General features: G+C 36.8%; 12 protein-coding genes. All 12 read right to left on the bottom strand.

All coding sequences use genetic code 11. From position 1 onward, the window contains the following. Positions 1–25: 25 nt before the first annotated feature. The gene (locus NQ564_RS04070; RefSeq protein ID WP_129649813.1) at positions 26–3,613 is read right to left on the bottom strand and encodes a glycosyl hydrolase family 28-related protein; all 3,588 of its coding nucleotides are present in this window, start codon (positions 3,611–3,613) and stop codon (positions 26–28) included. A 137-nt stretch (positions 3,614–3,750) separates the two neighbouring features. After that, positions 3,751–4,656 carry a hypothetical protein gene (locus tag NQ564_RS04065; protein ID WP_008147680.1) on the bottom strand — a complete coding sequence of 302 codons (906 nt, stop codon included), beginning with the start codon at positions 4,654–4,656 and terminating at the stop codon, positions 3,751–3,753. 5 nt (positions 4,657–4,661) lie between these two features. After that, positions 4,662–6,179 (bottom strand): SGNH/GDSL hydrolase family protein, encoded by a 1,518-nt coding sequence (locus NQ564_RS04060; protein WP_129649811.1) that lies wholly within the window; start codon positions 6,177–6,179, stop codon positions 4,662–4,664. An 8-nt stretch (positions 6,180–6,187) separates the two neighbouring features. Beyond that, entirely contained in the window at positions 6,188–8,611 is a 2,424-nt protein-coding gene (locus NQ564_RS04055; RefSeq protein ID WP_165352358.1) for a right-handed parallel beta-helix repeat-containing protein, read from the bottom strand. A gap of 11 nt (positions 8,612–8,622) precedes the next feature. Continuing rightward, a complete protein-coding gene (locus NQ564_RS04050; RefSeq protein ID WP_129649807.1) occupies positions 8,623–12,522 on the bottom strand; it encodes a hypothetical protein in 3,900 nt (1,299 codons plus the stop codon). 75 nt (positions 12,523–12,597) lie between these two features. Beyond that, positions 12,598–14,355: a right-handed parallel beta-helix repeat-containing protein gene (locus tag NQ564_RS04045; RefSeq protein WP_008158342.1), complete on the bottom strand. Its 1,758-nt coding sequence runs from the start codon at positions 14,353–14,355 to the stop codon at positions 12,598–12,600. Between the two features lie 49 nt (positions 14,356–14,404). Further along, positions 14,405–15,634 carry an MFS transporter gene (locus NQ564_RS04040; RefSeq protein WP_087375494.1) on the bottom strand — a complete coding sequence of 410 codons (1,230 nt, stop codon included), beginning with the start codon at positions 15,632–15,634 and terminating at the stop codon, positions 14,405–14,407. A gap of 6 nt (positions 15,635–15,640) precedes the next feature. Beyond that, a complete protein-coding gene (locus NQ564_RS04035; RefSeq protein WP_021862614.1) occupies positions 15,641–16,690 on the bottom strand; it encodes a glycoside hydrolase family 130 protein in 1,050 nt (349 codons plus the stop codon). Positions 16,691–16,796: 106 nt separating this feature from the next. Next, the gene (locus NQ564_RS04030; RefSeq protein WP_021862613.1) at positions 16,797–19,106 is read right to left on the bottom strand and encodes a GH92 family glycosyl hydrolase; all 2,310 of its coding nucleotides are present in this window, start codon (positions 19,104–19,106) and stop codon (positions 16,797–16,799) included. Between the two features lie 137 nt (positions 19,107–19,243). After that, complete coding sequence (locus NQ564_RS04025) at positions 19,244–20,698, bottom strand: hypothetical protein (protein ID WP_129649805.1); 1,455 nt, start codon at positions 20,696–20,698, stop codon at positions 19,244–19,246. 11 nt (positions 20,699–20,709) lie between these two features. Further along, positions 20,710–22,377, bottom strand: coding sequence for a RagB/SusD family nutrient uptake outer membrane protein (locus NQ564_RS04020; RefSeq protein ID WP_008147650.1), 1,668 nt, complete (start codon positions 22,375–22,377; stop codon positions 20,710–20,712). A gap of 12 nt (positions 22,378–22,389) precedes the next feature. Next, a complete protein-coding gene (locus NQ564_RS04015; protein WP_157632031.1) occupies positions 22,390–25,770 on the bottom strand; it encodes a TonB-dependent receptor in 3,381 nt (1,126 codons plus the stop codon). Positions 25,771–25,798: the final 28 nt, after the last annotated feature.

Genomic DNA, 25,798 nt, shown 5'->3' with positions numbered 1-25,798 from the left:
AAATTTAAAACATAAAAATATTCTATCAATTTGAATACCAAATCATATTACTTGAAACAGAAACCGGACGATTATCAGAAACCGTTCCGTAAAACTCAACAGCATTCTTCCCTAAATTTTGAAGAGGAATTAAAACCTCATAGTGATTTTTCTTTATACATTTAGCTGATACGGTCATCCATTTACGCTTAGTCGGAACTTCTCCCACAAAAGCATAATTAACTGTTGCTTGCCTTATTGGAGTATCGCTATCAACGACAAATGATACACAAACAAAAGATGTTCCTCTTTTTTCAGCCTTGATCGTCTTAATCTTAGGGAATCGCTTTCCATTTCCTTTCAAATAATAATCAAAATAAACTTCTTCCATTTCTGTCCAACCAGGTGAGCTTTCCTTCTTGTTTTCCGTTCCTCCAGGTAAGTCTATTTTATGACTGACATTTTGTGAGAAAACATGGTTAACGGGAGCCGAAATATGCTGAAGTGTATTTTTTACAGCTTGAGGATAAAACCAATTATCATTTGTTGCCGCTGCTATAAAAAATGGATTCTGAATACAATAAGCTCGCCTACCGGCATCCAGCCATCTCAACCAAGTAGCTTTATGGAAAGGATCCATTGTATCTAACTCCTTCAAAAATACCGTACTTGCATCATAAAATCCGGAACCAAAAACAGAAAAAGATGCAGCCACAGAAGAACCGGCAAGCCCAGAAATCATAGTTGTCAAATATCCTCCCCATGAAATTCCAACAACACCAATTTTATCAGGAATAACATCCGGTTGCTCTTTTAACAAATAAAGACCTTGTAAAGAGGCTAAAACTGCATCAAAAATTGTACTTGAAGTAATATCCGGTTTAACAATAAAACGATTCTCACCATACTTCAAATTATTCCATGGCCCCTTACTATTCGGGGTATTATCAGTATTGGCAACTCCCGGTTCATCCACCGTTACCACCACATATCCCTTGGTTGCCCATTTTTTTGCTTTTTCCACTTCTGCAGCACCCCCGCCTCCATGTAGTACCAATAATCCGGGATAACGACCGGGACGTTCCGGACGAGCAATGGCAGCAAAGATTTTTGTCGAATCTATCCCTGTATTTGTTTTATACTCACGAGAATTAAATACCACTTTATCAATAATCACTCCATTTTGTACTTCTGAACCTAAATGCATATGCAAAGACGGAGATTTACCCAAATAGGGAGCAAAAGGATCTACCTCTTTTACCTCCGATGTCTTAAATAGTCGAGCTGAATTTCCATCTTCTATAATAATATTGGTCAACCGACCTGCATTTTTATCCATAGGATCTTTAATTACGGTCTGCGTAACTCCTCGTTCGCTAAGCCGATAAGCATAATCCATATTAATGGATGTATTTCCATCAAATACAGTTCCGACAATACCCTTCACATGATTTAAAGCATCCATTGTCGTAGAGCGAACTTCATTCCAATAGCCTTCTCCGGGAATAAACGAACTCACGTTCGGACGAGAAGAAATAATCGTATTCCGACGAAATTCAATTCCCAAACTACCAATACCGGTCAAAGTGTCATTTTTTTGAATTGCCAACACAGAACAGATTGCTGCCGGTCGTTTTTTACCGGTTCTTATAACCGTATTTCCTTCCACAACAGCATTCCACATCAAATTATAACGACCAACCTCGACCCGCTGATCCGATCGCAAATAAATCCCCTCTGAATTATTCAACTGATTTTCAACAATTGCAATATCAGTTCCTCCACAATAGAACCAAATACCACGATTATTTTCCTTCAAAATATTGCCCTTCACCAACCAATCTTCAGCAGACCAATTTGTAACAACATAATTACTACTTTCATCAGGAATCACCGCCCAAGGTCTTTCGATCCAAATGGTATGCTTATCATTCTTCTTTATCCGTCTCCACTGTCCAGCTCCTTTTCCTTTTATAATAGCGACAACGGAACAAGTCGAAAGATCAGAAGTACGAAGTTGATTCCAATTTTGTGTCCTATCTGTCACTGAAAATTCAGAAGCCTTTTCTACTCTCCCTAACGACTGACCTATAGGATTGCCTCCTTGGCTCAAAATTGTTTCCCCCATATTACGATCCACAATAGAATCCCCCTCCACATCCAATAGGTTATTCATAACAACCATATCTTTTGAAAAGTCAATATTAAAACCACCTGTTTCTCCCTTAAAAGCCTGTAAGTCACCCATTCGAGTAATATGATTATTTTCTATAATCCCATTAAAACTATTACTGAAGCCAAAACGTCCGGCACTGTAAAATACACGATTATTACGGATCACAAAATTAGTAGATCCATCGCAATGCCACATCCAAGGCCAAGTTATATTTGCATAACTTCTGAAATTACAATTTGCAATTAACATCTTATCCACATATCCCCATGAAATACCCCATGCAACAGACAAATCAAAATGACAATTAACTGCAAAAAAACAAGATCCGGAAGCCCCTTTCGCCTTATTTAACGGACAAATCGTTTTCATACTATGCCGCCACAGTCCAGATTCATTTACATTCTGAACCTTTAAATCAGACAGTCCGCTCAATTTAGTATGCAAAGGCCATAAAAAAGCGACTCCCTCATTGGTATAATCCGGCCATCCTCCAACACCAATCGGATCGGGATAAGAAGGAGGAATACCAAAACCATACTGAATAATAGTCTGCTCAGGCCCCTCACCTTTCAGCACAACATTAGAGCGCATAACAAGTCCGCAGCCTTTATCGAAAACTAACTTATAAACCCCGGCAGGTAAGTAGACTACTCCTCCCCCTGCTGCATGAGCCTTATCTATTGCATCTTGTAGTGAAATCCGATCATTAGATATCCCATCTCCTTTTGCCAAATGCTTTAATCGAGAATCCGTTCGCACATTATAGACATTTTTATAAAAAACAAAATCACTGCCCCAAGGTACTTGTAAAGAAAAAGGATCTTCGCTTTTTTCACGGGCAAACAAACGTTCTTCCGCCAGAGAATTTCCATAAGCACCTCCGGCTCCATTATTCACCATTACTTGATAGTGAGTTCCTGCTTCTAAATCAAAAGGAGCTTGAACCGTCAACACATAAGGTTCAGCCTTCACCACAACAGCCTGATGCTGCTGCTTCGAATTCGGATGAATAAAAGTCACAATAGGTTTACATCCCGGTAATGACAAATTTCTACCAAAAATACGAAACACATAACCCGGCATTACTTCTTCAAATTCTATAGTCACCGCTCTACTCCTGTTTAAAAAAAACGGTTCACTATACAGCTCTCCTTCTTTAACCCAAACAGCGATTAAGACGTTTTTCCTGTAACTCATCTCTAATGGAAAAACACCGGTCACACAGCCTTCATCCGCACTAATCATTTTAATCGGGAATGAAGGAGATAATGAGTTTTCATTGCCTTTAACTACAGTTCCCCATAATTCAACATTTTTACTCCACCCACTTCCCTGAACATTAAAAGCATCACCCGGCAGAGCGGTTTCATTATGATTAAAAACCATTGGCTTTTGCTGTGCATATATTCCATTCAAAACAGAAAGCAGCAACAATAACAAAAAATTGATCTTATACATATTTTCTCATTTTACATAATAAACACGACAATAACACAAATACTCCATATTTATTTTATTACCATAAAAACCGTTTCGTTAAATACTACTCTAAGGATTGTTCCTCACTAAAAAAGAAACCCGCCAATCTGAATAAATCATTTTTCACCATTAACCAGCCTCCTAACGTAAGATAGAACATTCTTTCGCTCATCATCCGTTTCGATTTTGTTTTGTCTCTCTCGCAAAAACCAACAGACTTTCCAAACAATAGTATCTTTGGGAGACAGAGAAACGTACTCTCCTTGAATTTCCAATTCCATATAAGTTCTATTCTTATGAATATACAATTCCACCTCCGTTTCTCCTGGCGCTTCTTGCTCATAGCTAATATCAGGATATCGTTTGATAAACAGTAAACTATTTGTTTGATGAGCCAACCACCCTTCCTTCCCATTATAAAATAGTTTCTGATGATCATTAACCAACAACGGGGCAAAATAAAACCAAACTATGCCTTCATGCTTAATAATATTCAATTTAGACTGTCTCTTCCCTCCGGCTGGTCCTTCAGGAAAAAAAGTAATCCCCCCGGCAGGCACACGGGTCACTTCCCAGGGAGCATACTTTAAGATTATATCGGATTCATTTATAATTTTATATTCAATGACAAATGACGTATCTCCAACTACCGAATGAATCGTTTTTTCAATCTTACATTTCATTAAATCGTCAACCCCACTACTTAACATCAATGAATTGTTTTCAATTCGTACCGAATATCTGCCACGATCCAAAATAGCAGGTGGAGGCCACCCCCAATCCTGAGGACTTACCCAAAGAGTTGAACCATAATTGATAGGATTTATACTATCTTGCAACAACAATTCATGCCGATTACTCTTTAACGACACAATCCGTCCCCCACAACCTGCATCAATCAACATTTTTTGTCCATTCAAGGTTATCTCATAATACGATCCCGAAAGTTTCTCTATCGAAACTTGAGAAAACATATTGAGAGCATGACCAAGCAAAAATAATATCCAACCTATCCGTTTCATAAAAACTATTTCAAAGGTGGTTGATGTACTTCTATCGCCTCAATAGGTACAAGACCATCACCAATCGGGACTATTTCCAATGTATGGGCAGAATTAGTCAACCCTTGAACAATCGTTGTCTTGTAAACTACTTTTTCATCCTCAATTATAGGAGATTTATAAATATCCACAAAAAGAGGCTCTACTTTCCAAGTCGCCTCAAAGCCCGGCTTGGTGACATTTTTAAAAACTGCTTTAATTTTAGCAAACATAAAATCTTCCATTTGAATTACAACTCTCCCTGATTTTGAAACAAAAGAACGGTCACTGGTTCCGGAACCGTCAAAACCTGTTTTAGAGCCATACACATCGAATGACCAAACTGTTGAATCAGAATTTACTGCTGTAACTTTCAACATCCAGGTTTCCGGAATCAAAGCTGATTTATGTTCAATTCGACGAACAAGAGGGAACCAAGTTCCGGGTCCTGCACTTGGCCGAGTAATTGTATATAATGATTTATTTTGAGAAACAGGTTTACCGTCAATAAAAATACGCGCAGATCCCCTTTTCTTTCCTGGCGGCAATATTCCCGCGACAATATCTACCCGACTGCCCTCAAAATCCAAACGCAATTTCCCTTTTTCACCACAAGCAACCCCATTTTCTATTTTCCAAGGTTCACCTATAAACCGAATCGGATTATCTGCATTTACATCTGACGCCGTATTCACATAATAACTACGAACCATCTTATACCAATCGCTTGGATATAAAGTGTTCACTTGTATATGACGACCTATCAACTGAGCCATCAACCAATTCCCATTTCGATTAGGATGTGTGTTATCACGTAAAAGATCTTTCACCTGTAAATTATTTTCTGTCAAATATCGACTCCAATTTCTAGTAACATTCACTAATTCACAATTATATTTATTCGCTATAAATTGCAAATAGTTATATGAAGAAGGATTGTACTTAATCACATCCTGACTCCCATTAATATGATGATTCATTAAAATGATATCAGCTGTAGTATATCTACGAACATTACTAAAAAAGGTTTCCAATTCTCCATGTTTTTCACCTCCATAAACATGAAATATTATCAAATCAGGACAAGCACGATAAACATCATGAACCGCAGGCCTTATCAACTGTTCACCACCAAAACCTCCGATAGAACGATTTTCAACCCGTATATTTGCATACGGAAATTTTTGCTCTAAATATTCCCGTATATTATCTGTAAAACTTTTACTACCTGTGATAGACTGACCATAAATCAGTACAAAAACAGGTTGTTTTCGTTCAGGGCTGCTTGTCGCTAATAATGTAGATGAACGCATTAAACGGGCACCGAATAAATCCTCATTCTCCTCTGCAACCAACAAAGGCATATTTATTTTAGGAGGATTGTTTTGTTCATACTTTTTTAACTGTTGCAACTCTGCTTGTTCCTGAGATAATACTTTTTGAGCATTAACATTACTCCCTCCCCATAACAGACCACAAAGAATTCCACAAAATACTTTTTTCATATTCATATTCATTTTATATCCGTAACTATATATTTTGCTCCCATTTTTTGTTTTTTATCGATCAAATCAAATATAGGATTCGGCACATTTTCCAGCTGATTCTTTTTTATTATTACATGATGAGTTCCCTTCCCTATAATGAAAGCATTATCTGTATTGATCGCGTTATTATATTCCCAAACACTCCCTAAAATACCCGGTACATTCACCCCGATCTTTGAATTTCCAGCGGCTTGTTCTCCCATATAATTCAAAAAGCCTTCTGCCTTAATCGGACTGTTCGTCACATTTGGAATATAAGCTTTCACCGTATTCCGACGAACAACCACTCCCAATGCTCCAATACCAAATAAATCTTGATCCTTTTCCACTGCTAATAACAAACTTACAAAAGCAGCCCTTCTTCCATCCGTATCTACACACTGATTTCCCGAAACGACCGTATTCCATAAGAGGTTATATCTTTTTTTAGCCATCCGCTGGTCTGCTCTTAAATAAATTCCACTTGAATTTGTAAGTTTATTTCCAACAATAGCTATATCATTGCCTCCACAATACATCATAATTCCCTGATGATTGTCTTTCAGCATATTATCTTTTACTAACAACTGATAAGCAGACCATTGGTTAATAATATAATGGCTCCCTTTGTCCGGAATCACATCCCATGGTCTATCCACTGTCAGAACAGTGTCATTATTATGAATAATTGTACGCCACTGACCGGCACCTTTTCCAGAGACAATTGCTACCATATAATTTGTGGGATGAACAGCATATTGCCAGGCAGTACTTACTCGATCTGTAAAATCCTGCCATTCTTGTTTGCTATCCTTTATTGTTATAGCTGTAGCTTCACTAACTGTTCCCAACGTCATCTGATTGGGATCACCGCCTTGGCTTAAGATTGTTTCTCCTTGATTACGAGCAAGTATTGGATGCCCTTTAACCAAAAAGGAATTATTTAAAATTATCATATCAGTAACATAATCCATATTCAATCCACCAGTTTCTCCCTTGGCTTGATAATCCCCGTTACGAACAAAAACATTATTTTCAAAAAGGGCATGATGACATCCATTCACTCCAAATCTCCCTGCATTATAAAAATAATGATTATCACGAACAATCATATTATATGAATTTTTAAAATCCCATGGCCAAGTACGTGTTGGAGCATTTATACCTCTAACATCAACCGTCATACTTTTAAATTCAGAATTAGATACCAATAGTTTATCTATATTCACCAAAGTCAATCCCCACCCATTACTAAAATCAAAATAGCAATTCTTAACAAAGACCTTTTCACCTCCTTCCGGCATATTTTTCACTGTATGCAGAAAATGACCGCACTCATTCACATTTACAAATGACAAATCAGACAATCCACATGTTGAAATAAATCCCGGAAAAACCAGCCCCATTCCTTCCAAACGACAATCCGGCCAGCCTAATGGCCAACCATACTTTCCCTTAACTCGTTCAGTTGAAAAAGGTTTGCCATATCCATACTTTATAATCGTCTTTTCTTTTCCTGCACCACGTAAAACGACACGCGATTGCATCAATATTCCACACCCGGATTCATATTCGATTTTATAACTGCCTGCCGGTAAATAAACAACACCACCACCTTGAGAAGCAGCCATGTCTATAGCCTTTTGAATGGCCTTTTGATCATTTGTCACTCCATCCCCCATTGCTTTTAACTGCAAACGTTTATCAGTCTTCACATTGTAAACATTTTTCGCAAAATCAAAATCTCCTCCCCAAGGCACTTCCAACCTTAATAAATCATCTTTCTTTTCACGCACAAAAAGAGATTCTTCAAACACAGACTCCCCCATTTCCCCACCGGCTCCATTATTCACATAAAGTTTATAACTTTCACCTACTTTCAAGTTTTCAGGAGTCGTCAACTCAGCAATATTGTCATCAATGCTTTTCATCGTGACATTATACGAAACACCGAATTTATCAACCAGCCGAGCCATAGTATTAAAATCGCCAATCTTCATATTACTCCCAAAAACTCTAAACCTACATCCAGGCATAACTTCGTCAAATTCTGCTGTCTTAACGCGGGCCTTATTAATAAAAACTGGAGAACTCCATACATCATTATTTACGACCCAAATAGCATAAACCCCTGTCTGCTCTGCTTCAGGAATCTGCACTGCAATATAAATATCAGACTGAGTTAATGCCATTAATTCCTTAGAAGGCTTAACTTCTGTTCCTTCATTATTCAATAAAGCATACCAAATTTTTGATTTTTCACCAAATCCATACCCCTGCAAACCGATGGTTTCACCCGGTTCAGCTGATTCTGTATAATTAAAAATAAAAGGAACTTCATCCCCTTTTACAGAACAAATCACCAATAAATTTATTATGAAAAACAATTTCATTAATCTAAACAGTCTCATAACTTTCATATTTATTCAGGATATGTTAACATTTTCATTTTTTCTTCCATAAATGGATTATATTCTATATACCCATTTTCTTGGCTTTCAGGATCACGCCTAAATTTATCACCAGGTACAGGATCCCAGTTCAAAAAACAATCAGGATCAGTACTCAAAATAATACTTTTATCACTTTCTTTATTTCCATTTTTTGCTGTTACACACAATTCATAAATTTCTTTATTTGAAAATTCCATCCTAAACCGTCGTGCACTACCCCTATACACACAATCAAAATGATCAGCACCACGCTTCCGACAATAAAGCACATATTGATCAGCACCCAGCACCTGCCCCCAAGTGACTTCTAATATTCCTTTCTCCAATGTTAACCTTAATCCCTCCGGAGCATGAGCCTTTTCTTTTGAAAAATAGATTGGATAATCACCAGAAGCTTCCCCTATACCACCTTGAGCCTCTGCTACCACACGAGCATGTATCTTACTATTTTGCTTTTGATTGATTATTTTACAATCGATAGATGTTATATTTTTTTTATACAATGCCCACGTTTTTCCATAATCAGAACTTAACCATACTTGATAAGAGGTTGCTCCTGGTACTTTCTCCCAATATAGTTCGCACCAACTATCTCCACTGATACTTTTTGTTATACACGTTGTCCCAGGTATCGCTCCTTCATCTGTCAACAACCAATCATAATTTCCCGCATCCAAGGCAAATAAATATGTACGGTCACCTATCTTCTGCGGATAAGCTTGCAATCCATTCAAATAAAAACCATAAGAAGCATCCAATTCTTCATCCAATACCATTTTTAACAATGCAGGCCGGATTAATTGTATTTTACCTCTATATTTACCATCCACAACTTCTAAACTTACACCATTATTACAATATTTATCATCAAGCATAATCGTAATACCCGGAACCGATATCTGTTTACCATTAAACAATGCAGCCTGATAATGCTCTTTCAATTTTTTACGTATAAATCCCGATGTCCCATCAAACTTGACTCCATTCTTATTATAAAGGATAGGACTACCGCTTCTGAACACCCAATCCTTTTGACCTCCCGGATGATTTACCAAACAAACATTATCGTTATATTGCACATTTAAATCCAATCGATGAGATACAAATGTCAGAAAATCACCTTTTCCTTCAAACCTCATTCCTTTTGTTTCAGGAGTTGATTTATCCTTATGATAAGGACTCGATGAATGAACCACATCCACTTTCGTTCCTTTACAGCCCGGAGTCAATTGTTTGATAAAAGGAAATTCATCGTTGATTCCAACAAACCAAGAGAAACAACCTTCCACTTCAGAACTTGCCACATCATCAAATACTACAATATAATCGTTGTCAGCCATCAATACACTACGAGAGTTATAATGGCTTCGAACTTCTTCATTTGCCAATATAGAAGCAAACTGAGCAAAGCCAAAGTCAAACAATGGTTCTGTCAAATCATTACGTCCTATACTCCTATAACTCCCTAATCCCCTATAAATTCCTTCCTTTCTCACACCGAAATTAGTAGCGCGCTCAACATCACCAAAAGGTCCATCGCCTACATCTTCCGTTCCATTATGGCTATACCTTTTTCCATTTGCATAATAATAGATAATACCATTTCCTCCCTTACCGGCTCTTCCCCAACGATAATTAGGCCCGTCATCTATCTGCTGTAAATTAACATACATCTCATCTTTTTCTCCATAATTTTTTCTAAGAACAAACCCATATCCTGTAAATTTGTCAGAATGCAAACGAGGATTGGTTCCTTTTTCATACGTACGTTCATTCTTTGATGCTATAGCCCAATAATCTGCCTCTTTACGTGACTCAAAACGCATATCATCAGGGTGAGTTTCCCAAAAAATATGTTCTGCTAAAAGAGGATCATAATATTTCAACTCCTGTCCAAACGTATTTAATAAATCCGGAATATTCGGTTTTCTCGAATGAGCACCTTGAGGAGGTATCGCTCTCCTTCCTCCCAATTCAAGAAGAGGAGATGTCAATGTGTTCAACAACCAGTTGCCATAAGCAGAAACGTTGGGATGCAACATCCTATTTTTACCATCATAATAATGATGAAGCAAAAATGATGTTTTCAAAGTAGGGCGTAAAAAAGCCCACGTATAGCAAGATAAATTTTCTGTAGAACGCCCTCCTTTTGCATTCCAAGTATCGACATCCGGTCTTATATGATATCGCATATTTAATTCCATAGATTTATCAAAATGATCAGCAAATAACTTTGCTTCAGGATGATCCGGATATAAAAAGGCTACAGCACCAGCAATTGCTTTTAAATCTCCTAAAAAATTCGGATGTCCACTCAACATTGTTCTCATCGGCATCAAAGCTTCATCCATAAAAACATAATTCATAAATAAATAATATGCTCTTGCCTGTTTATAATCAACTTTGGAAAACTGACTTTCCGATACCTCCAACAAAGGAGTCAATGTCTCTAAGTATTCTCTTGCTCCAACCGGTGTTGGTCCGAAACTTCGCTCTCCGGCAGTAGCCATTTCCTTCACATTCCGCTTTAACCGTTCCAAAACTCCTTTAGGATTAGGCTTCAACTGATGCAGACTCATCTTTTGATAAAAAGGCTGATGCGTTGAATAGTCAGAATCATAATCCAATATCCAGTCCTTCGTCTTATTGAGAGAAATCCATCCATACCAACGACGTAAATAATCTATATAGACCAATGGTTTATTGGTCTGATTAACAATTTCTCTATCCTTTTGATGAGCGTATAAAGCAATAGAGGTAGAACGAGTTCCCTCTACTAATGGATACTTCCAATAAAACTGTCCGTTTTTATAATAATATTCGACAGAAAGGTATTCTTTACTCCCCCACAACGGATAAGATGGATCTTTCCATTTTTCAAAATCATTAATATAAATTCCAATCGATTGATCTGTTTTTTCACTCCAAAACGCCGCAGTATGTAATCTCCACCAAGTCATCCAATTATGGTACGAAGACAATCGAAACGGAAGCATTCCATCTTCTTTATTCCGCTGATCTACATTTGTTTTTGGATGGCTATCTCCATCTTTTTTCAGCGACAAGCCCTCAATCGGCTCCCACTGATAATTTGTATATCCTTTTCCTTCTTTATTTATTTGCGAAGCACGAGTTGGACAATAACGAATTTCCGGTTTAAAATTGTTCCAATCAAGAATCAATGACAATTGGTCATCCTTATTGAACCCCACCATCGATTCATCCATTTCAACATAATCCATTCCGTCAATTAAACGTAGCCTCAAGTCATATTTCTTGGATCCTTCAAAACAAAAACGAAAATGATATTCCCAAAACACATCCCCATCTATTGTTTTCATAACTTGATAATCGGTTAAATTCTCCCTTTCTGGTAATAATAAATTACCCAACCACATTGTATTATTCCCTAATTTTACAATAATAGCACGATCATCCGATGATAATTTTTTATTAATTTCCAAACGTACCTGTCCATTTGAAACAACGTCTGAAAACGCTGATGATCTTATTTTTAAATGACTTGAATTTGTTGATAACGGTTTATCCCCTCTAAGAACTAATTGAAATTTTCTTGTTGTCCCTGAAGGTAAATCTGACAAAAAACATAAAGTAGCTTTACTTATCAAACCTTTATCCATTTCCAAATCAGTCAACTGATAAGAAATTGATTTTCCTGTTTCATCTATTAATTCAAAACTTTTCGGATCACTGACCCGTGCATTAGCAATGTCTACTTTATAACGTAATAAAGTAATCGGCCACTTCATTTCCGAAATATTTAAATAGTCCTTCAATTCTATTGATATTTTATCCTCATTCCATTTATACCATTTTGTTGAAGCCGAAGCAAATAAGGGAATAAACATAAAGAAAACGAACATTAATCTTATCATCCTGCCACACCACATATGATTTCTATTTTTAATTAATTCATACCGTTATCACTCCATAAAGTTGGAAATCACCACACCAACCCGACCTCTAAAACCAGCTATTTCCTTCACCTCACTGTCTTGAGAATTATTATTAACCAGTATATTATCCCGAGTTGTTGCATTCCCTGCACATTGCTCTTTTATTCGATCCACCGTGTCTAAATCTGTAAATACATTATCCTGTACTCGGATATATCCACTATTATTATCTAAAAACACACCATTGACTGGAAAATTATCAGCCCATTCACATCGTCCAAAATCATGCATCCAATTTTCTTTTATACAAGTTCCAGGTTGCAACGCCAACGTATAAATGGCTCCTCCATCATCATGAAGCTGCATCACATGATGAATGTTGTTACGCCGTATGATATTATCTCGCATGACAGAAATATTGTCCCCAAAATGATTCCCCAACTGAATACCCGTATATCGTCCATAACAAATTTCATTATACTGAATAACCGTCTTTGCCACATAGCTGGCTATTATTCCCATCCCATTCGTATAATGCATTCCAACATTCTCTATCAAATTATCCTCAATCACAATCTTTTCACACACATTTGATTTTGGCTGTAATCCTTTTCTATAAGTATCTATTACAAGTCCATTCGCACTTATTTGATCAAAATGAGAATGAATGACACAACTATTTTTCACCCCACTGACAAATACAGCTCCATTATCACCTGCTCCAACAAACTGGCAATGAGAAATTTGAATCTCATTGGCAAACTCTACTTCCAAAATACCTCTTTCCATTTCTCCGGTATATCCTCTCCCTTGTACCCCCTGTGTTCCTATTATCCCGATTGAAGAAGGAAGTAACCAATTCGAATATCCTAATTTTATATTCCGAATATGAATATTCTCTATCGGTTTTTCTTTCGTCCCCATGATCCTCAACACACAATCCAAAACAGGATAAACAACATTTAAAGAATCTATTTTTTTATTCTTAGGAGGATAATAATACAACATAGATGATTGGCTATCAAAAAACCACTCTCTTTCTTGATCTAAATAATTATAGGCATTTTCAAAATAGTAAGGTTTACCGGAAGCCAACATTTTAGCATAAGTCAACTCAAACAGATGTTTACATGCGTTTTTTTCAGGTTTAATGACAAAATTATGATCATTTGAAAAAAAAGAATCTATTCTAAACCGACTCTGATACCAATGATGATTAATCACCATCTCTGATCCAACAGTCAAGGCCATGTTTTCCATATCACTACTAAGAACAGAAACAGTCTGTTCCTTTTCATCAAAACCAACAACCCTATTATAAGGAGAGTAATCTTCTTCATTTGTACGATTTGGGAAACGAGCACGTATTTCCATTTTATCATTTACATACAATTGTCTGAAATTTACTCCACTTGGAAGTGCTGCCTTATAAACTCCATTTTTAACTTGTTTCCATTGAGAAACTGTTTTCCCTCCGGACAAAACAGCAACCTCAGAAGAACTACCCGCAAAAGTCAATGTATCAATATGACTGTTTTTTTCATTTGAAGTTATCAGCAATGGCTCATTTAGTTCATAAACTCCCCCCAATAGATAAACCACCAAATGATCACATTGCTTATTTATCGATGCCAATCGATAACCTATTTTTGCAATATTTCCCGGAGACACACGAGTGTACTCATCACCGTTTCCACTGGGAGATACAAATAAAGTATCCCTCCCATAAACAATAGATGTTTGTAAAAACATCACACAAAAAAGACTAAATAACTTTATATTCATGGTATTCATATTATTAACAATAAATTTCACTTCACAATAGATCTATCTGTCAGTCAACCTCATTTTCTATTTTCTTTAGTATATTTTTAACCATCCAATACGTAATCGCTTGCAACAAAGTCACAATTGGCAATGTAACCATTAAAGCTGCATTATCAGAAACACAAAAAGCCAATACGATAAAAGAGCCACAACCGAACACCCTTCCGATGTACAAACCACATTCATGATTGAAAATATAAGAGTACTCACTTCTATCCTCTTTTTCAGACAAATAATCTATTACCTGCATCTGAATAGGGAAATAAGCCATATCAAACAATGGACGAGCCACAATCATGCACAACAAAAAGAATAAGACCGAATAATAATTAAAAACCAACGAGTTAGTCAATGCTCCTATAAAGAAAAGCCAAACAGCCACAAAATACACAACCAGCCGTCTGTTCGGTTTCAAATTACGCCCTATCACATACATCATTAAAGCCGTAACCAACGAACTGATACTTTGCACGATGCCCAACTCTCCCTCCTCTCCGACCAATTTCATAATCAACATTGCCGGTGCAGTGACAATAAACCCTTGTACCAAACCCTTACCCCATGCGACAAGCAACATTTTATACCATACCGGTTCAAAACGTAAATACACAAATTTTGAAGAAGTAGGTTTCTCATAATCTCCTCTGCAAATAATCAAAGAAGCAATAATTGCCAAAAACATTACTACATAAATGACAAACTCGTACGCCTTATTTATATTGCCTATCCAAGAATAATCTGTCGCATTTGAAATAAACAGCCCTACAATAACAGGTACGACAACAAACGTCAAAGTATTAAAAAAAGTCTCAACTCCATAATAATAATTTCGATTCTCATCTGTTGTACTAACAATCACCAAATAGTCTCGGTTAGACCAGAAAAAGCCGAAAGACATCCCCATCACTAATCCGGCAACAGCTATTCCTTGTATATGCAATTCTGGTAATGATATCATAATCAGCATAGAGAAACCACTTAACAACATCCCGAAAGAATATAGATAATTCGGTTTGATCCACTTTAGCAAAAAACCATTCAACCAAAAAGTAATCGGTATACCGGAATAAACCATCAATTGATACAAAACGACACGCCCCGCTTCGGATGAGTTCCGCATAATATATGCTGCCACAAAAATATCCACAACAGGCAAAACAAAAGCATATATCAAAGATGTAATCAACAATATGCGAGTATTGTGAGGCTGGCTTAAAAACAATTTTAACTCTTTCATATGAATTCAATATGACTCTAAACTATCCAATATAGCTTGTATGGAAGCTGTTGCTTTACAAATCACTTCATCAGAAGCACCGTAATAAATGGTAATTGTATCTCCATCTACCACATGCCCGTTAGTAAAAATGACATCACTAAAAAATCCTACTTTTTCATAATCCGCCTCAGGAACCATCAAAGGATCTTTAGAACGCGCCAACACTTTCGAGGGCTCACTTAAACTCAATAAAAGTCCTCCCAAACAATAACGATTACGCTGGTCCGCACCATGATAAATAACCAACCATCCCTTTTCTGTCTTAATCGGAGCAGCACCAGCACCAATTCGAGCACTATCCCACATCTCAGGTCGTGTTGTTGCCACACATTGATGATTTCCCCAATGCAATAAATCTTCAGACTCTGCCAACCAAATATAATTTCCACCTATTTCCGGACTGCTTGGACGATGTAAAAGGAAATAACGCCCCTCTATTTTTTCATCAAACAATGTACAATCCTTATTGTGCGGAGGCAATATGAGTCCCATATCCGTAAAGTGTACCCAATCCTTTGTCATCTTCATTGCAACACAAACTCCCATCGGTGAAACAGACGTAAAGGTAAGATAATACTTTCCTTCCAAAAATGTCACACGGCAATCCTCTATTCCAAAAGTTGAATAATCATCTTTTCCATATATACCCGGATAATCAGCATCTTCATAAAAATTAATACCATCATCACTAAACATGGGCTGCAAATAAGACAATGTCGTCAAATAATTATCACCTTTATAAGTTAAGACACGAGGGTCTGATAAATCCAAATTTTTATCATCTGTTGCAATGTCCATTATATGAAAACCTCTATCTCCTGCAGTCAATATCGAAACAAAACCAGGCTTCGGTAATGGTCGAACCGCCACTCTAAGCAATAAACCAATTCTATCTTTATAAACAAAAACTCCAGGATTCAACAGACACATAATCTCTATAGATGAATCTGATAATTGTAAGTTTCCAGGGGTTAATATCGGATTCTCTGAATATCTTTTTATAATACTTTTCATAAATCACTAAATACTTAAATTACTAAATACCTTTATCTTTGTGCAGATAATTTCAAATCCACATTAAATATAGATCCAATCTTAACGAAATAATTTATAACATTTATCATCTATGCGATAGATATCCCCACTCTTTATTAGGTATAGAATCCATATTTAAAATCAAAATGCCACCTTTTGTAAAATCATCATGAAAAAACCAATAAGTATTATGAACATTTCCATTCAATTTAGCAGATTGGATATATATATTTTCAGACGAATTATTATTTGTAATAATTTCAAATTGATTACCTCTATAATAGTCTGGGTTCAACTTTATCACAATTCTATCAAATATAGGAGATGTTATTTCATAAACTGGTTTTTCAGCAGCACCACCGTCAACTTCGAATAAACCGATTGCCATCAAGACTCCCAATGCCCCCATTTGTCCCTGATCTTCATCATCTTCATATCCTCCATAGGGAGTGATGTCACCATAGGCGTCTTTCACTTTACGTACCCATTTTTGAGTCAGCCACGGATAACCAGCATGATTAAACAAATGTGCCATTCCTGTTCCGGGCTGATTTGTATAAGCAGTCCATGTCGTATAATACCGATCATGTTTAAAACCATTTTTCTCTCCTTCCACAAATTGTCGGTTCAATCGCTCAACATAGGCATCTTTTCCTCCAAATAACCCTATCAACCCTTGCATGTCATGGGGAACAAAATGTGTATAAACAGCCCCATTTGCCTCCGTAAATCCAAACTCAGAACCAATGGGTTTAAACTCTTTACACCAACTTCCATCTATTTCCCGTGGTTGCATATATTTATTTTCCGGATTCCAAACATTTCTATAGTTCTGGGATCGTCTCATAAACAACTCATAATCGGACCATTTTCCAAAATTAGCTGCAAGCTGTGCTAAACACCAATCCTGATAAGCGTATTCCAACGTCATCGCACAGCCATCTTTGTGCCCGCCTTTACCTCTAATGCGTTCCGGTATCCATCCTTGCCGAACATAATAATCCATCCCCCCTCCAAACGCAGGACTTTCATGCTCGTACCCTGCATGATCACGAATACCTCCAACAAAAGCATTTTTCCGAAGTCCTTCATAGGCTTTTACCACATTATAATTGCGAATTCCTTTATTATAAGCTGTTGCAAAAAAAGAGGCTGCTGGATCTCCGATCATCACATAAGTATAATTTCCCCCAGAAGGCCCACGTGGTATCAATCCCCCATTTTCATACATGCTCACCATCGTATTGCAAAAACCGTCCATCACCTCCGGATAAACCATTGACCAAAGAATATTAAGAGACCAATGACTCCCCCATAACGCATCAAAATTATAATGAGGCCAAGGATTTCCTCTTTTGTCCAAAGGAGCTTGACGGGTCACAGGGGTATCACCTGTCGTATCTAAATATTTTCCATCTACGTCACTCACAATCCGGCGTCCTAACAAAGCATGCCACAAATCCGTATAAAATTTTATCTTTTGCTTTTCAGAACCACCTTTCACACGAATCTTTCCCAATTCCCTGTCCCACTCGTCAAACGATTCTTTTTTCACACGATCAAAATCCCAATCACATAACTCGGCATCCATATTTTTTCGTGCCTGTTCCGGACTATTATAGGAAATAGCCACTTTTAATATGATTTTCTCTCTTTCACGTGTTTCAAATCGGGCAAAAACTCCTATATCTTTTCCGGAAATTTCTGTCAATTCATCCAATACCGTACTATCTCTCCATCCTCCAAAAGCACTCATTCTTTTATTAAAACGAGCAACAAAATAGATTGGGGTCGCTTTAGGTCTTCTACCGGTAGGAGCCATCAGTGACATACCTTCTATTTCACAATCATTTATTTTTTTAACAAAAGAAGAATCCATATCTGCATGGGCAAGAAATGCACCTGTATCAAATAAAACATAAGCCTGATCACTTTCAGGAAAAGTATACCGATGCATACCGACTCGACATGTTGAAGTTAATTCCGCCCACACATCATAATCTTCTAAATATAATTTATGATATCCGGGAACTGCAATTTCTCCTTTATGGCTAAAAGATGATTTGTAAGCCTCCATACCCAAATGCCCTTTGAAATCTCCAACAGTCGGCATTACAGGTATACCCGACAATTGCCAAGCATGCACATGACTGAAACAACGGACATATGTACTATCAAACATATATCCTGATTTCCATGATCCATCCACATTTGTATCAGGACTTAAATTTACCATTCCAAAGGGTCTGCTTGCAGACGAAAAGAAAAACCAACGACTTTTATGGGTATCAATAAAAGGATTTACATACTCAGCAGGGGATTTCTCTATTTGCACATGTCCTTGACACGAAATTAAGAAAAAAGGGAAAAACAAAAGACAAAGTTTCATCATCATATGACATGAGGTCTTTAATTATTGAACATAACAATCCTATAGCACTCGATTGTAGAAAATAAGTTAGTGGCATTTATACCACTAACTTATTAGAAATAGAAATACAAACAAGTACTTATTATTGGTCGCACTATTTTTCAATTATTATAAATGAACCAAGCCGTAGCCTTGCAGTTCTTAGTCGAAGTCACTCGAACCCAACGAGCTGAAAAAACTTCAGGGAATTCATAATGACAATATTCTCCTGGCCCAACATTCAAAGTCTTATATGATTTAAATTCACCATTCCCTACAACATCGACTTCAATGTTAAATGAAACCGGCTCTTTTTTATCATGCCACAAATGGAATGACTTTTTTGTAAAACCATACATCAGATAAGGATCTGAAGGCATTCCTGCAATGACATCGTCATTGGACCAAACACCACCTTCTCCGGTTGGTTTACCCCATGACCATAAATCGTCCGTTTTTCCAAACCAAAGGCCTGCTTGAGGCTGACCGGCAAGAGGATTTCCATCAGCAGGACCAAATTTCATCGGAGTTGCCTGATTTCCTCCCATCACCAGCATGCCTTTCCACGAACAATAATCCGGAATTATACGTAAATGGGAACAAACTGGACGAATCGCCCATAACTGATCAGCATACAAATGGAATCCTATTTCATAAAAAAGTCCGTGGCAATCCATCATTGCACGTTCCGTTTCAACTTCACGGATACGAAACCATTCCGTACAACTTGTTTCATCAAAAGTTTTACTGGCTTTCGGCAATCGATAACGTTTCCATTCTTTTATTTTCGGGATGAAAACTTTCATAATCGCCGAAGCATTATCCCATCCAGTAGCAATAATAGGTGCTCCAAAATGCGATGCACTCCATACCTCAGTAAATGGTTTTTCTTCTAAAACAGTCCAATTTTTTCCGTCCCATTCTGCTAAACGCCCAGCTTTCCATTCTTCATTATAATCTTTCACCGAATAGCTATTGTTACACACTACTACTTTTCCATGACGAGTAAAACCAGATTTAAAATGAGGCTTGGATCCTTTTGGCTCTTTCAACTCATCACACAAATTAAAAAGTAGTTTGGTTTCCAACGTATGCACATCTACTTCAAAGAATTGACCTTCCATTGCCAAAAAATAAACTTTATTAGCAGGATCTGTCAAATGAGCCATAGTTGCAGCTAAACGATGATTTATAACACCTTCAATAGTCCTTACATTTCCATTATGGTCAATAATGTGAGGTCCGATTATCAATTGATTCGTAGGTCCATGCAAAAAACGATTTGCATACGTACCAACAACGCTCTCCGGCCTTTTCCGGATCTCCATTTTATCATTTATTTCATATAAACCTGTTCCGGAACCTGTTCCACTAAAATGGGCAACATATGTTATCACCCACAAACGATTGGCCCAAGGAAACAAGGCTCCTGTTCCAGCTTCTGTTCTTGGAGTCTGATCTGCCACCATTGCCAAATGAGGGTAAACACCACTTACATTTGTTTTATCTTGAGCATATAACTTCAACGTATTCACAAACAAACAAGCAGAAACAATCAACAATATACAGTTCTTCATCTTTCTGAAATTCATTGATATTTGTCATTCAAATTCACCTCATCATCCGGTATAGACCAATACCAAGAAGAATAAGGAGGAGCAACCTGTGAATTCAATTTACTGTCACCTGCAGGAATTGTCATTTGAGTTCCCATCATGAAATCTACAGTCCACCCTTCTCCAGTCATCTCACGTAGATACTCTCGATAAATCACCTCGTGATTAACATTTGAAGCAGTATAAATATCCTGATTTTGAGGATTAGCCCGATTCCAAACAATATTCAGATCATCTGCAGCTCCCTGTAAATCATTACTATTCCATCTTAACCAAGCACGCAGCAAATAAATATCAGCCAATCTAATAAGTGGGAATTTAGAAAATTTTCCATAAGGCTTTGCTCCACGGAAAAATTTATCAATATATACATGAGGTGTCTTAACCATCGAATGACCAGCCAAAGATTCAGTCGTTATATACTCAGGATCTCCTTTTTTAATACCTTCTTTATAAGGTAACATTAAATGATATACCTGTTGATATCGTAAATCAGCTTCAGCTTCTGGAGTAATCGTATAATCTCCATTCATAGGATCTTTCATCCATCCCATCTCTTTTAATGAAGTATAAGCGATACCAAAACCGTTCCACGAACTGATAACCGTACCTTCATTATTCCCCGGAAGGCTTTCTAATTCATCTCCATTCGAATCTCGAAAACGCAATCCCATAACCATTCCACAATACATATAATTATTATGGTTTTCAAACTTTCCATCTAAAAAGCCACTATTAAATTCCCAAATAGATTCCTTCGGGACATCTTGTGCTTTTTCTTTATTAAATGGATCTTTTGGAGCTTCTAATTTATAAGTTCCTGTCGACTCCGCATAATTAATAACAGCATCAAATTCAGCTTTTGCTTCGGCATACTTTCCCATAAGAAAATAGACCTTCCCCAATAAAGAGGTAGCAACCCACTTGTTAGCACGCCCGCACTCATATCCAGAAACATTATTCCAAGAAGTTAATGTAAATTGATCCGGCAAATTTTCTTTAGCATACTTTAAATCACGAATAATCAAATCATAAACTTCTTCAACCGTACCCAATTCTTCGTGATAAACATCTTCTTTTGAATAAGCAGCACTCTCTTTCAGAGGGATAATCTTCTGATTATTTTCACCATTGTGATTATAAGGAGCCGCAAAAATACGAATTAGACTAAAATAAGAAAACGCACGACAAAAATGATATTCAGCAACTTGTCTTGTATAATTATGGATAAAATCATCACTTCTCGTATCCAAGTTAAAAGGGTTCCCATTTCCATCTCGATCAACATCAAGAGCTAAATTACATTTAGTTATTACATTATAATAAGTTCTCCAAATTGTAGTCATTCTCCCCAATTTTTCATCAAAACTTCTGTAAAAATATTTTTCTCCATCCAATCCTGGAGTATTACCATCCATCAAAGAAGCTGTTCCGGAGGTCAAAAAATCAATATACTGAGGGAAACCTCTTCCGGCATCTGTCCATTGTAAACTTACATAAGCAGAAGAAAGTCCCTGCTCATATGTTGCAGTCGTTGTCCATTGTGTTTCCTGAGGTCTTTTTAACTCAAAAAAATCATCACATGAACAAAAGTTTAATAATCCAACACAAGCTAATATAGTCAAATACTTACTTTTCATATTTCAATTAAATTATAGGTTCAACGAAAGTCCAAAGTTCACTGTACGCGGAATTGGCAAATCCTGCTGGGTTTCCGGATCCAATCCATCATAACCTGTTATTGTAAACAAATTTGTTACACCAACATAAAACCTTACATTGCTCAATCTTATAGCATTCAATACAGATTTAGGCAAAGTATACCCCAATTGCAAATTCCTCAAACGGATATAATCTCCTCTTTGGAGGAAACGAGTTGTTTGGCCAACACTACCATAAGCAACTGTCTTTTCACTATAATTACCATCATTATCATAATGGTAATTATTCCCAGATACCAATTGTGGATATTTGGCATTATCACCTGCTTTTTCCCATGTATTACCCACCATATCTTTAACAGTATTGCACTCACTGCTCATTTGTGTCCCAGTAGTATATAAGCTATTTAACAACCAATGTCCTCCAGCAAAACTAAACATAACATTCAAATCAAAATTTCTATAATAAAATGTATTACTCAAACCTCCATAGAATTTAGGAAGAGGTGTTTTTCCATGTTGAATCATTTTATTATTAGAAACGTTATTGTTTGTCATAGGAATGATCTTCCCTGTAGAAGTCGTTTCATAAGCTTTATCCCAAACATCTTTATCTCTCTGTTCTATCATATAGATACCCTTCTCAGAATCCACTCCTACATTACTTGCCAAGTAATAAGTATTAAGGGCTTCTCCTTCTTTACGAATGCTGGTTGATTCTTCTTTTCCTTTTCCTTGCTCTGCTGCATTCAACGTAAGAATTTTATTCTTATTAGTACTGATATTAAAATCAGTTTTCCAAGTAAAATTCCTATTTTCAATATTTACAGAAGAAACATTAAATTCAAATCCCCAATTCTTTAAGTCCCCGACATTCTCGTATATTTGATTCGTGTCAAATCCAACAGAAGGTTGAACATTTCCTAACAAAATCAAGTCTGAAACTTTCTGAGTGTAATATGCAAAAGAACCGTTGATTCTATTATTTAATATTCCAAAGTCAAAACCTAAATCAAGATTTGCAGTTGTTTCCCATTTTAGGTCTTTACTACCCATTGGTCCAACAGTAGTAGCGCCATGCAAATAATCCACACCAAACACCTTATTTGTATTCAATCCCCAAGATAAATAAGTCATAGAATTAGAAACAGCAGTATTTCCTGTTATACCATAACTACCTCTCAATTTTAGCATATTCAACCATTCCCAATCTTTCATAAAATCTTCTTCCGTCATAATCCAACCTGCTCCAAAAGCATAGAAGTTAGCCCAACGATTATCTTTACTAAATGCGGAATGGCCATCTCTACGAACACTTGCATTCAATAAATATCGATCCATTAGCTTATAATTTACGCGAGCGAAAAGCCCCATGAGGTAGGCATCTCCTCCACGACGTCCTCCCATTGAATTCATCGTAAGCGGATTAATCAGTTCTGGATATACTGTTTGCAAATCCTGTCCTTCAGCATAACGAGTATATGACCAATTTCGTGAGGCCTCAGCTCCAATCGTTACGTCCAAAAAATGTACTTCACTAAACGTCCTATTATAATTAACATATGCATCATAATTTATATTAGACTTTGTGACCGACTGTTCAAAAGCTCTTGATACAAATGGTGCAGTAGGAGCTAATAATGATGACTGCCAAAAGGTACTATTATTTACAATTAAATCAACACCAGCTTCTCCTTTTATCATTAATCCTTTCAGAGGTGTATTCCATTGTAAATAAGCATTTCCCAATGTTCTATATTGATCAACATCATTACGTGTTAAATTTCGATCAGAAAAAGCAGCCATATTATAGCCACTATTTACAGCCCAATATCCAGTTTGTGAATTTTCATCATAAACTTTATACCAAGGTAAAGTATAGCGCCAATTGGCCCATCCCCCATTACCTTTTCCTTGAGAAGATTTCACTCCGTTAGTTTTCAAATAAATAAAATTGGCATTAACTCCCATCTCCACCGAGTTAAGAGGTTTAAAGTTAAAGCTAAACCGACCTGTAAAACGCTTAAAATCATTATTTTTAATCAAACCTTTTTCATCACGATAATTAGCCGAAAACATCACTCCGCCAGTTTCAAATCCTTTATTTGCAGTCAAACTAAACTGATGAAAATAAGCATCTTGAGTTAATGCTTTCAAATGATCGGTATTAGTCGCAATTGCTTCTTCACGTGTCATATCAGGGCGTTCTCCCCAAAATTGAGTTGCCATAATCTGAGTAGGATCGGTCGGAACATTGCCAGCATTAGCTTGCGCTTTATCCATCATTTTCCACCAAGTGGGAGAATCTACAAAAATATCATTCTGAGAGAACGGTATTTTGGATACTCCTCCATCATAACTCAACTTAACACCTGTCAGTTTTCCTTTATTAGATTTCGTTGTCACCAATATTACACCCCCGGCAGCTCTACTACCATAAATAGCAGTTGCTGCAGCATCTTTTAAAACCTCTATTGATTCTATATCATTTGGATTAATCATTGAAATCGGAGAAATTCCTTTCACTCCATTCTGGGTATGTTCACTGGATCCCGTATGGATAGGCATACCATCTATAATCCATAGCGGATCCGTACTTAAATTAATCGAATTCAAACCACGAATCTTTATTTGTGGAGCAGAACCCGGATGGCCACTATTATTGGTTACCATCATACCACTGGACATTCCTTGTAAACTTTCAGCTAAATTTGTAGATGGAATTTTTACTATATCGTCACTACTTATCTTAGAAATTGAGCCGACAACATCACGCCTTTTCGTCGTACCATATCCGACAACAACGACTTCTTCCAGCATTTCGGTATCTTCTGTTAAAAGAATATTTAAGAAGGTTTGTTTTCCTACAGACACTTCTGTGGATTTATACCCTATATAAGAAATTTGCAAAGTCACATTTTTCGGAACTTCCAGACTGAATTTACCATCCATATCTGTCATGTTTCCAATCGTCGTACCTTTAACTACAACATTTGCTCCGACAATAGCTTCTCCTTCTTTGTCTTTTACAACACCAGTAATTTCCCTTTTCTCCTGCTGCTGAATTGTACGCTCATATTTCTTATCAAACAAATAGATTTTTCCATTTTTCACTTCATAACCCATATTTGTTTCTGCAACAAGAAGATCCAATACATGATTTACTTCTGCATCTTCCACATGAATACTCACCCGATGATCCAAATTTACGACCTGTTTACTATAAGCGACATTAAGTCCCGTCTGTTTCGTTATTACCGACAGAACCTTTTCCATTTTCACATTATTAAATGTGACTGAAACCTTTTGAGCCGCAGCTTTTGCTGTAAAGCTCATAAAAGAAATAAGCATGAAAAGAAATGAAAGTTTCATGGTATTTGGGATTTTCTCAATTAATATT

Source organism: Parabacteroides johnsonii DSM 18315, assembly GCF_025151045.1.
GTDB lineage: Bacteria > Bacteroidota > Bacteroidia > Bacteroidales > Tannerellaceae > Parabacteroides > Parabacteroides johnsonii.
This window is presented reverse-complemented; position numbering and strand designations above follow the sequence as displayed.

What these genes read in the sequence shown, in the direction of transcription:
- NQ564_RS04070 (WP_129649813.1), bottom strand. Translation starts at nt 3,613, where the DNA reads ATGTATAAGATCAATTTTTTGTTATTGTTGCTGCTTTCTGTTTTGAAT.
- NQ564_RS04065 (WP_008147680.1), bottom strand. Translation starts at nt 4,656, where the DNA reads ATGAAACGGATAGGTTGGATATTATTTTTGCTTGGTCATGCTCTCAAT.
- NQ564_RS04060 (WP_129649811.1), bottom strand. Translation starts at nt 6,179, where the DNA reads ATGAAAAAAGTATTTTGTGGAATTCTTTGTGGTCTGTTATGGGGAGGG.
- NQ564_RS04055 (WP_165352358.1), bottom strand. Translation starts at nt 8,611, where the DNA reads ATGAGACTGTTTAGATTAATGAAATTGTTTTTCATAATAAATTTATTG.
- NQ564_RS04050 (WP_129649807.1), bottom strand. Translation starts at nt 12,522, where the DNA reads ATGTTTATTCCCTTATTTGCTTCGGCTTCAACAAAATGGTATAAATGG.
- NQ564_RS04045 (WP_008158342.1), bottom strand. Translation starts at nt 14,355, where the DNA reads ATGAATATAAAGTTATTTAGTCTTTTTTGTGTGATGTTTTTACAAACA.
- NQ564_RS04040 (WP_087375494.1), bottom strand. Translation starts at nt 15,634, where the DNA reads ATGAAAGAGTTAAAATTGTTTTTAAGCCAGCCTCACAATACTCGCATA.
- NQ564_RS04035 (WP_021862614.1), bottom strand. Translation starts at nt 16,690, where the DNA reads ATGAAAAGTATTATAAAAAGATATTCAGAGAATCCGATATTAACCCCT.
- NQ564_RS04030 (WP_021862613.1), bottom strand. Translation starts at nt 19,106, where the DNA reads ATGATGATGAAACTTTGTCTTTTGTTTTTCCCTTTTTTCTTAATTTCG.
- NQ564_RS04025 (WP_129649805.1), bottom strand. Translation starts at nt 20,698, where the DNA reads ATGAAGAACTGTATATTGTTGATTGTTTCTGCTTGTTTGTTTGTGAAT.
- NQ564_RS04020 (WP_008147650.1), bottom strand. Translation starts at nt 22,377, where the DNA reads ATGAAAAGTAAGTATTTGACTATATTAGCTTGTGTTGGATTATTAAAC.
- NQ564_RS04015 (WP_157632031.1), bottom strand. Translation starts at nt 25,770, where the DNA reads ATGAAACTTTCATTTCTTTTCATGCTTATTTCTTTTATGAGCTTTACA.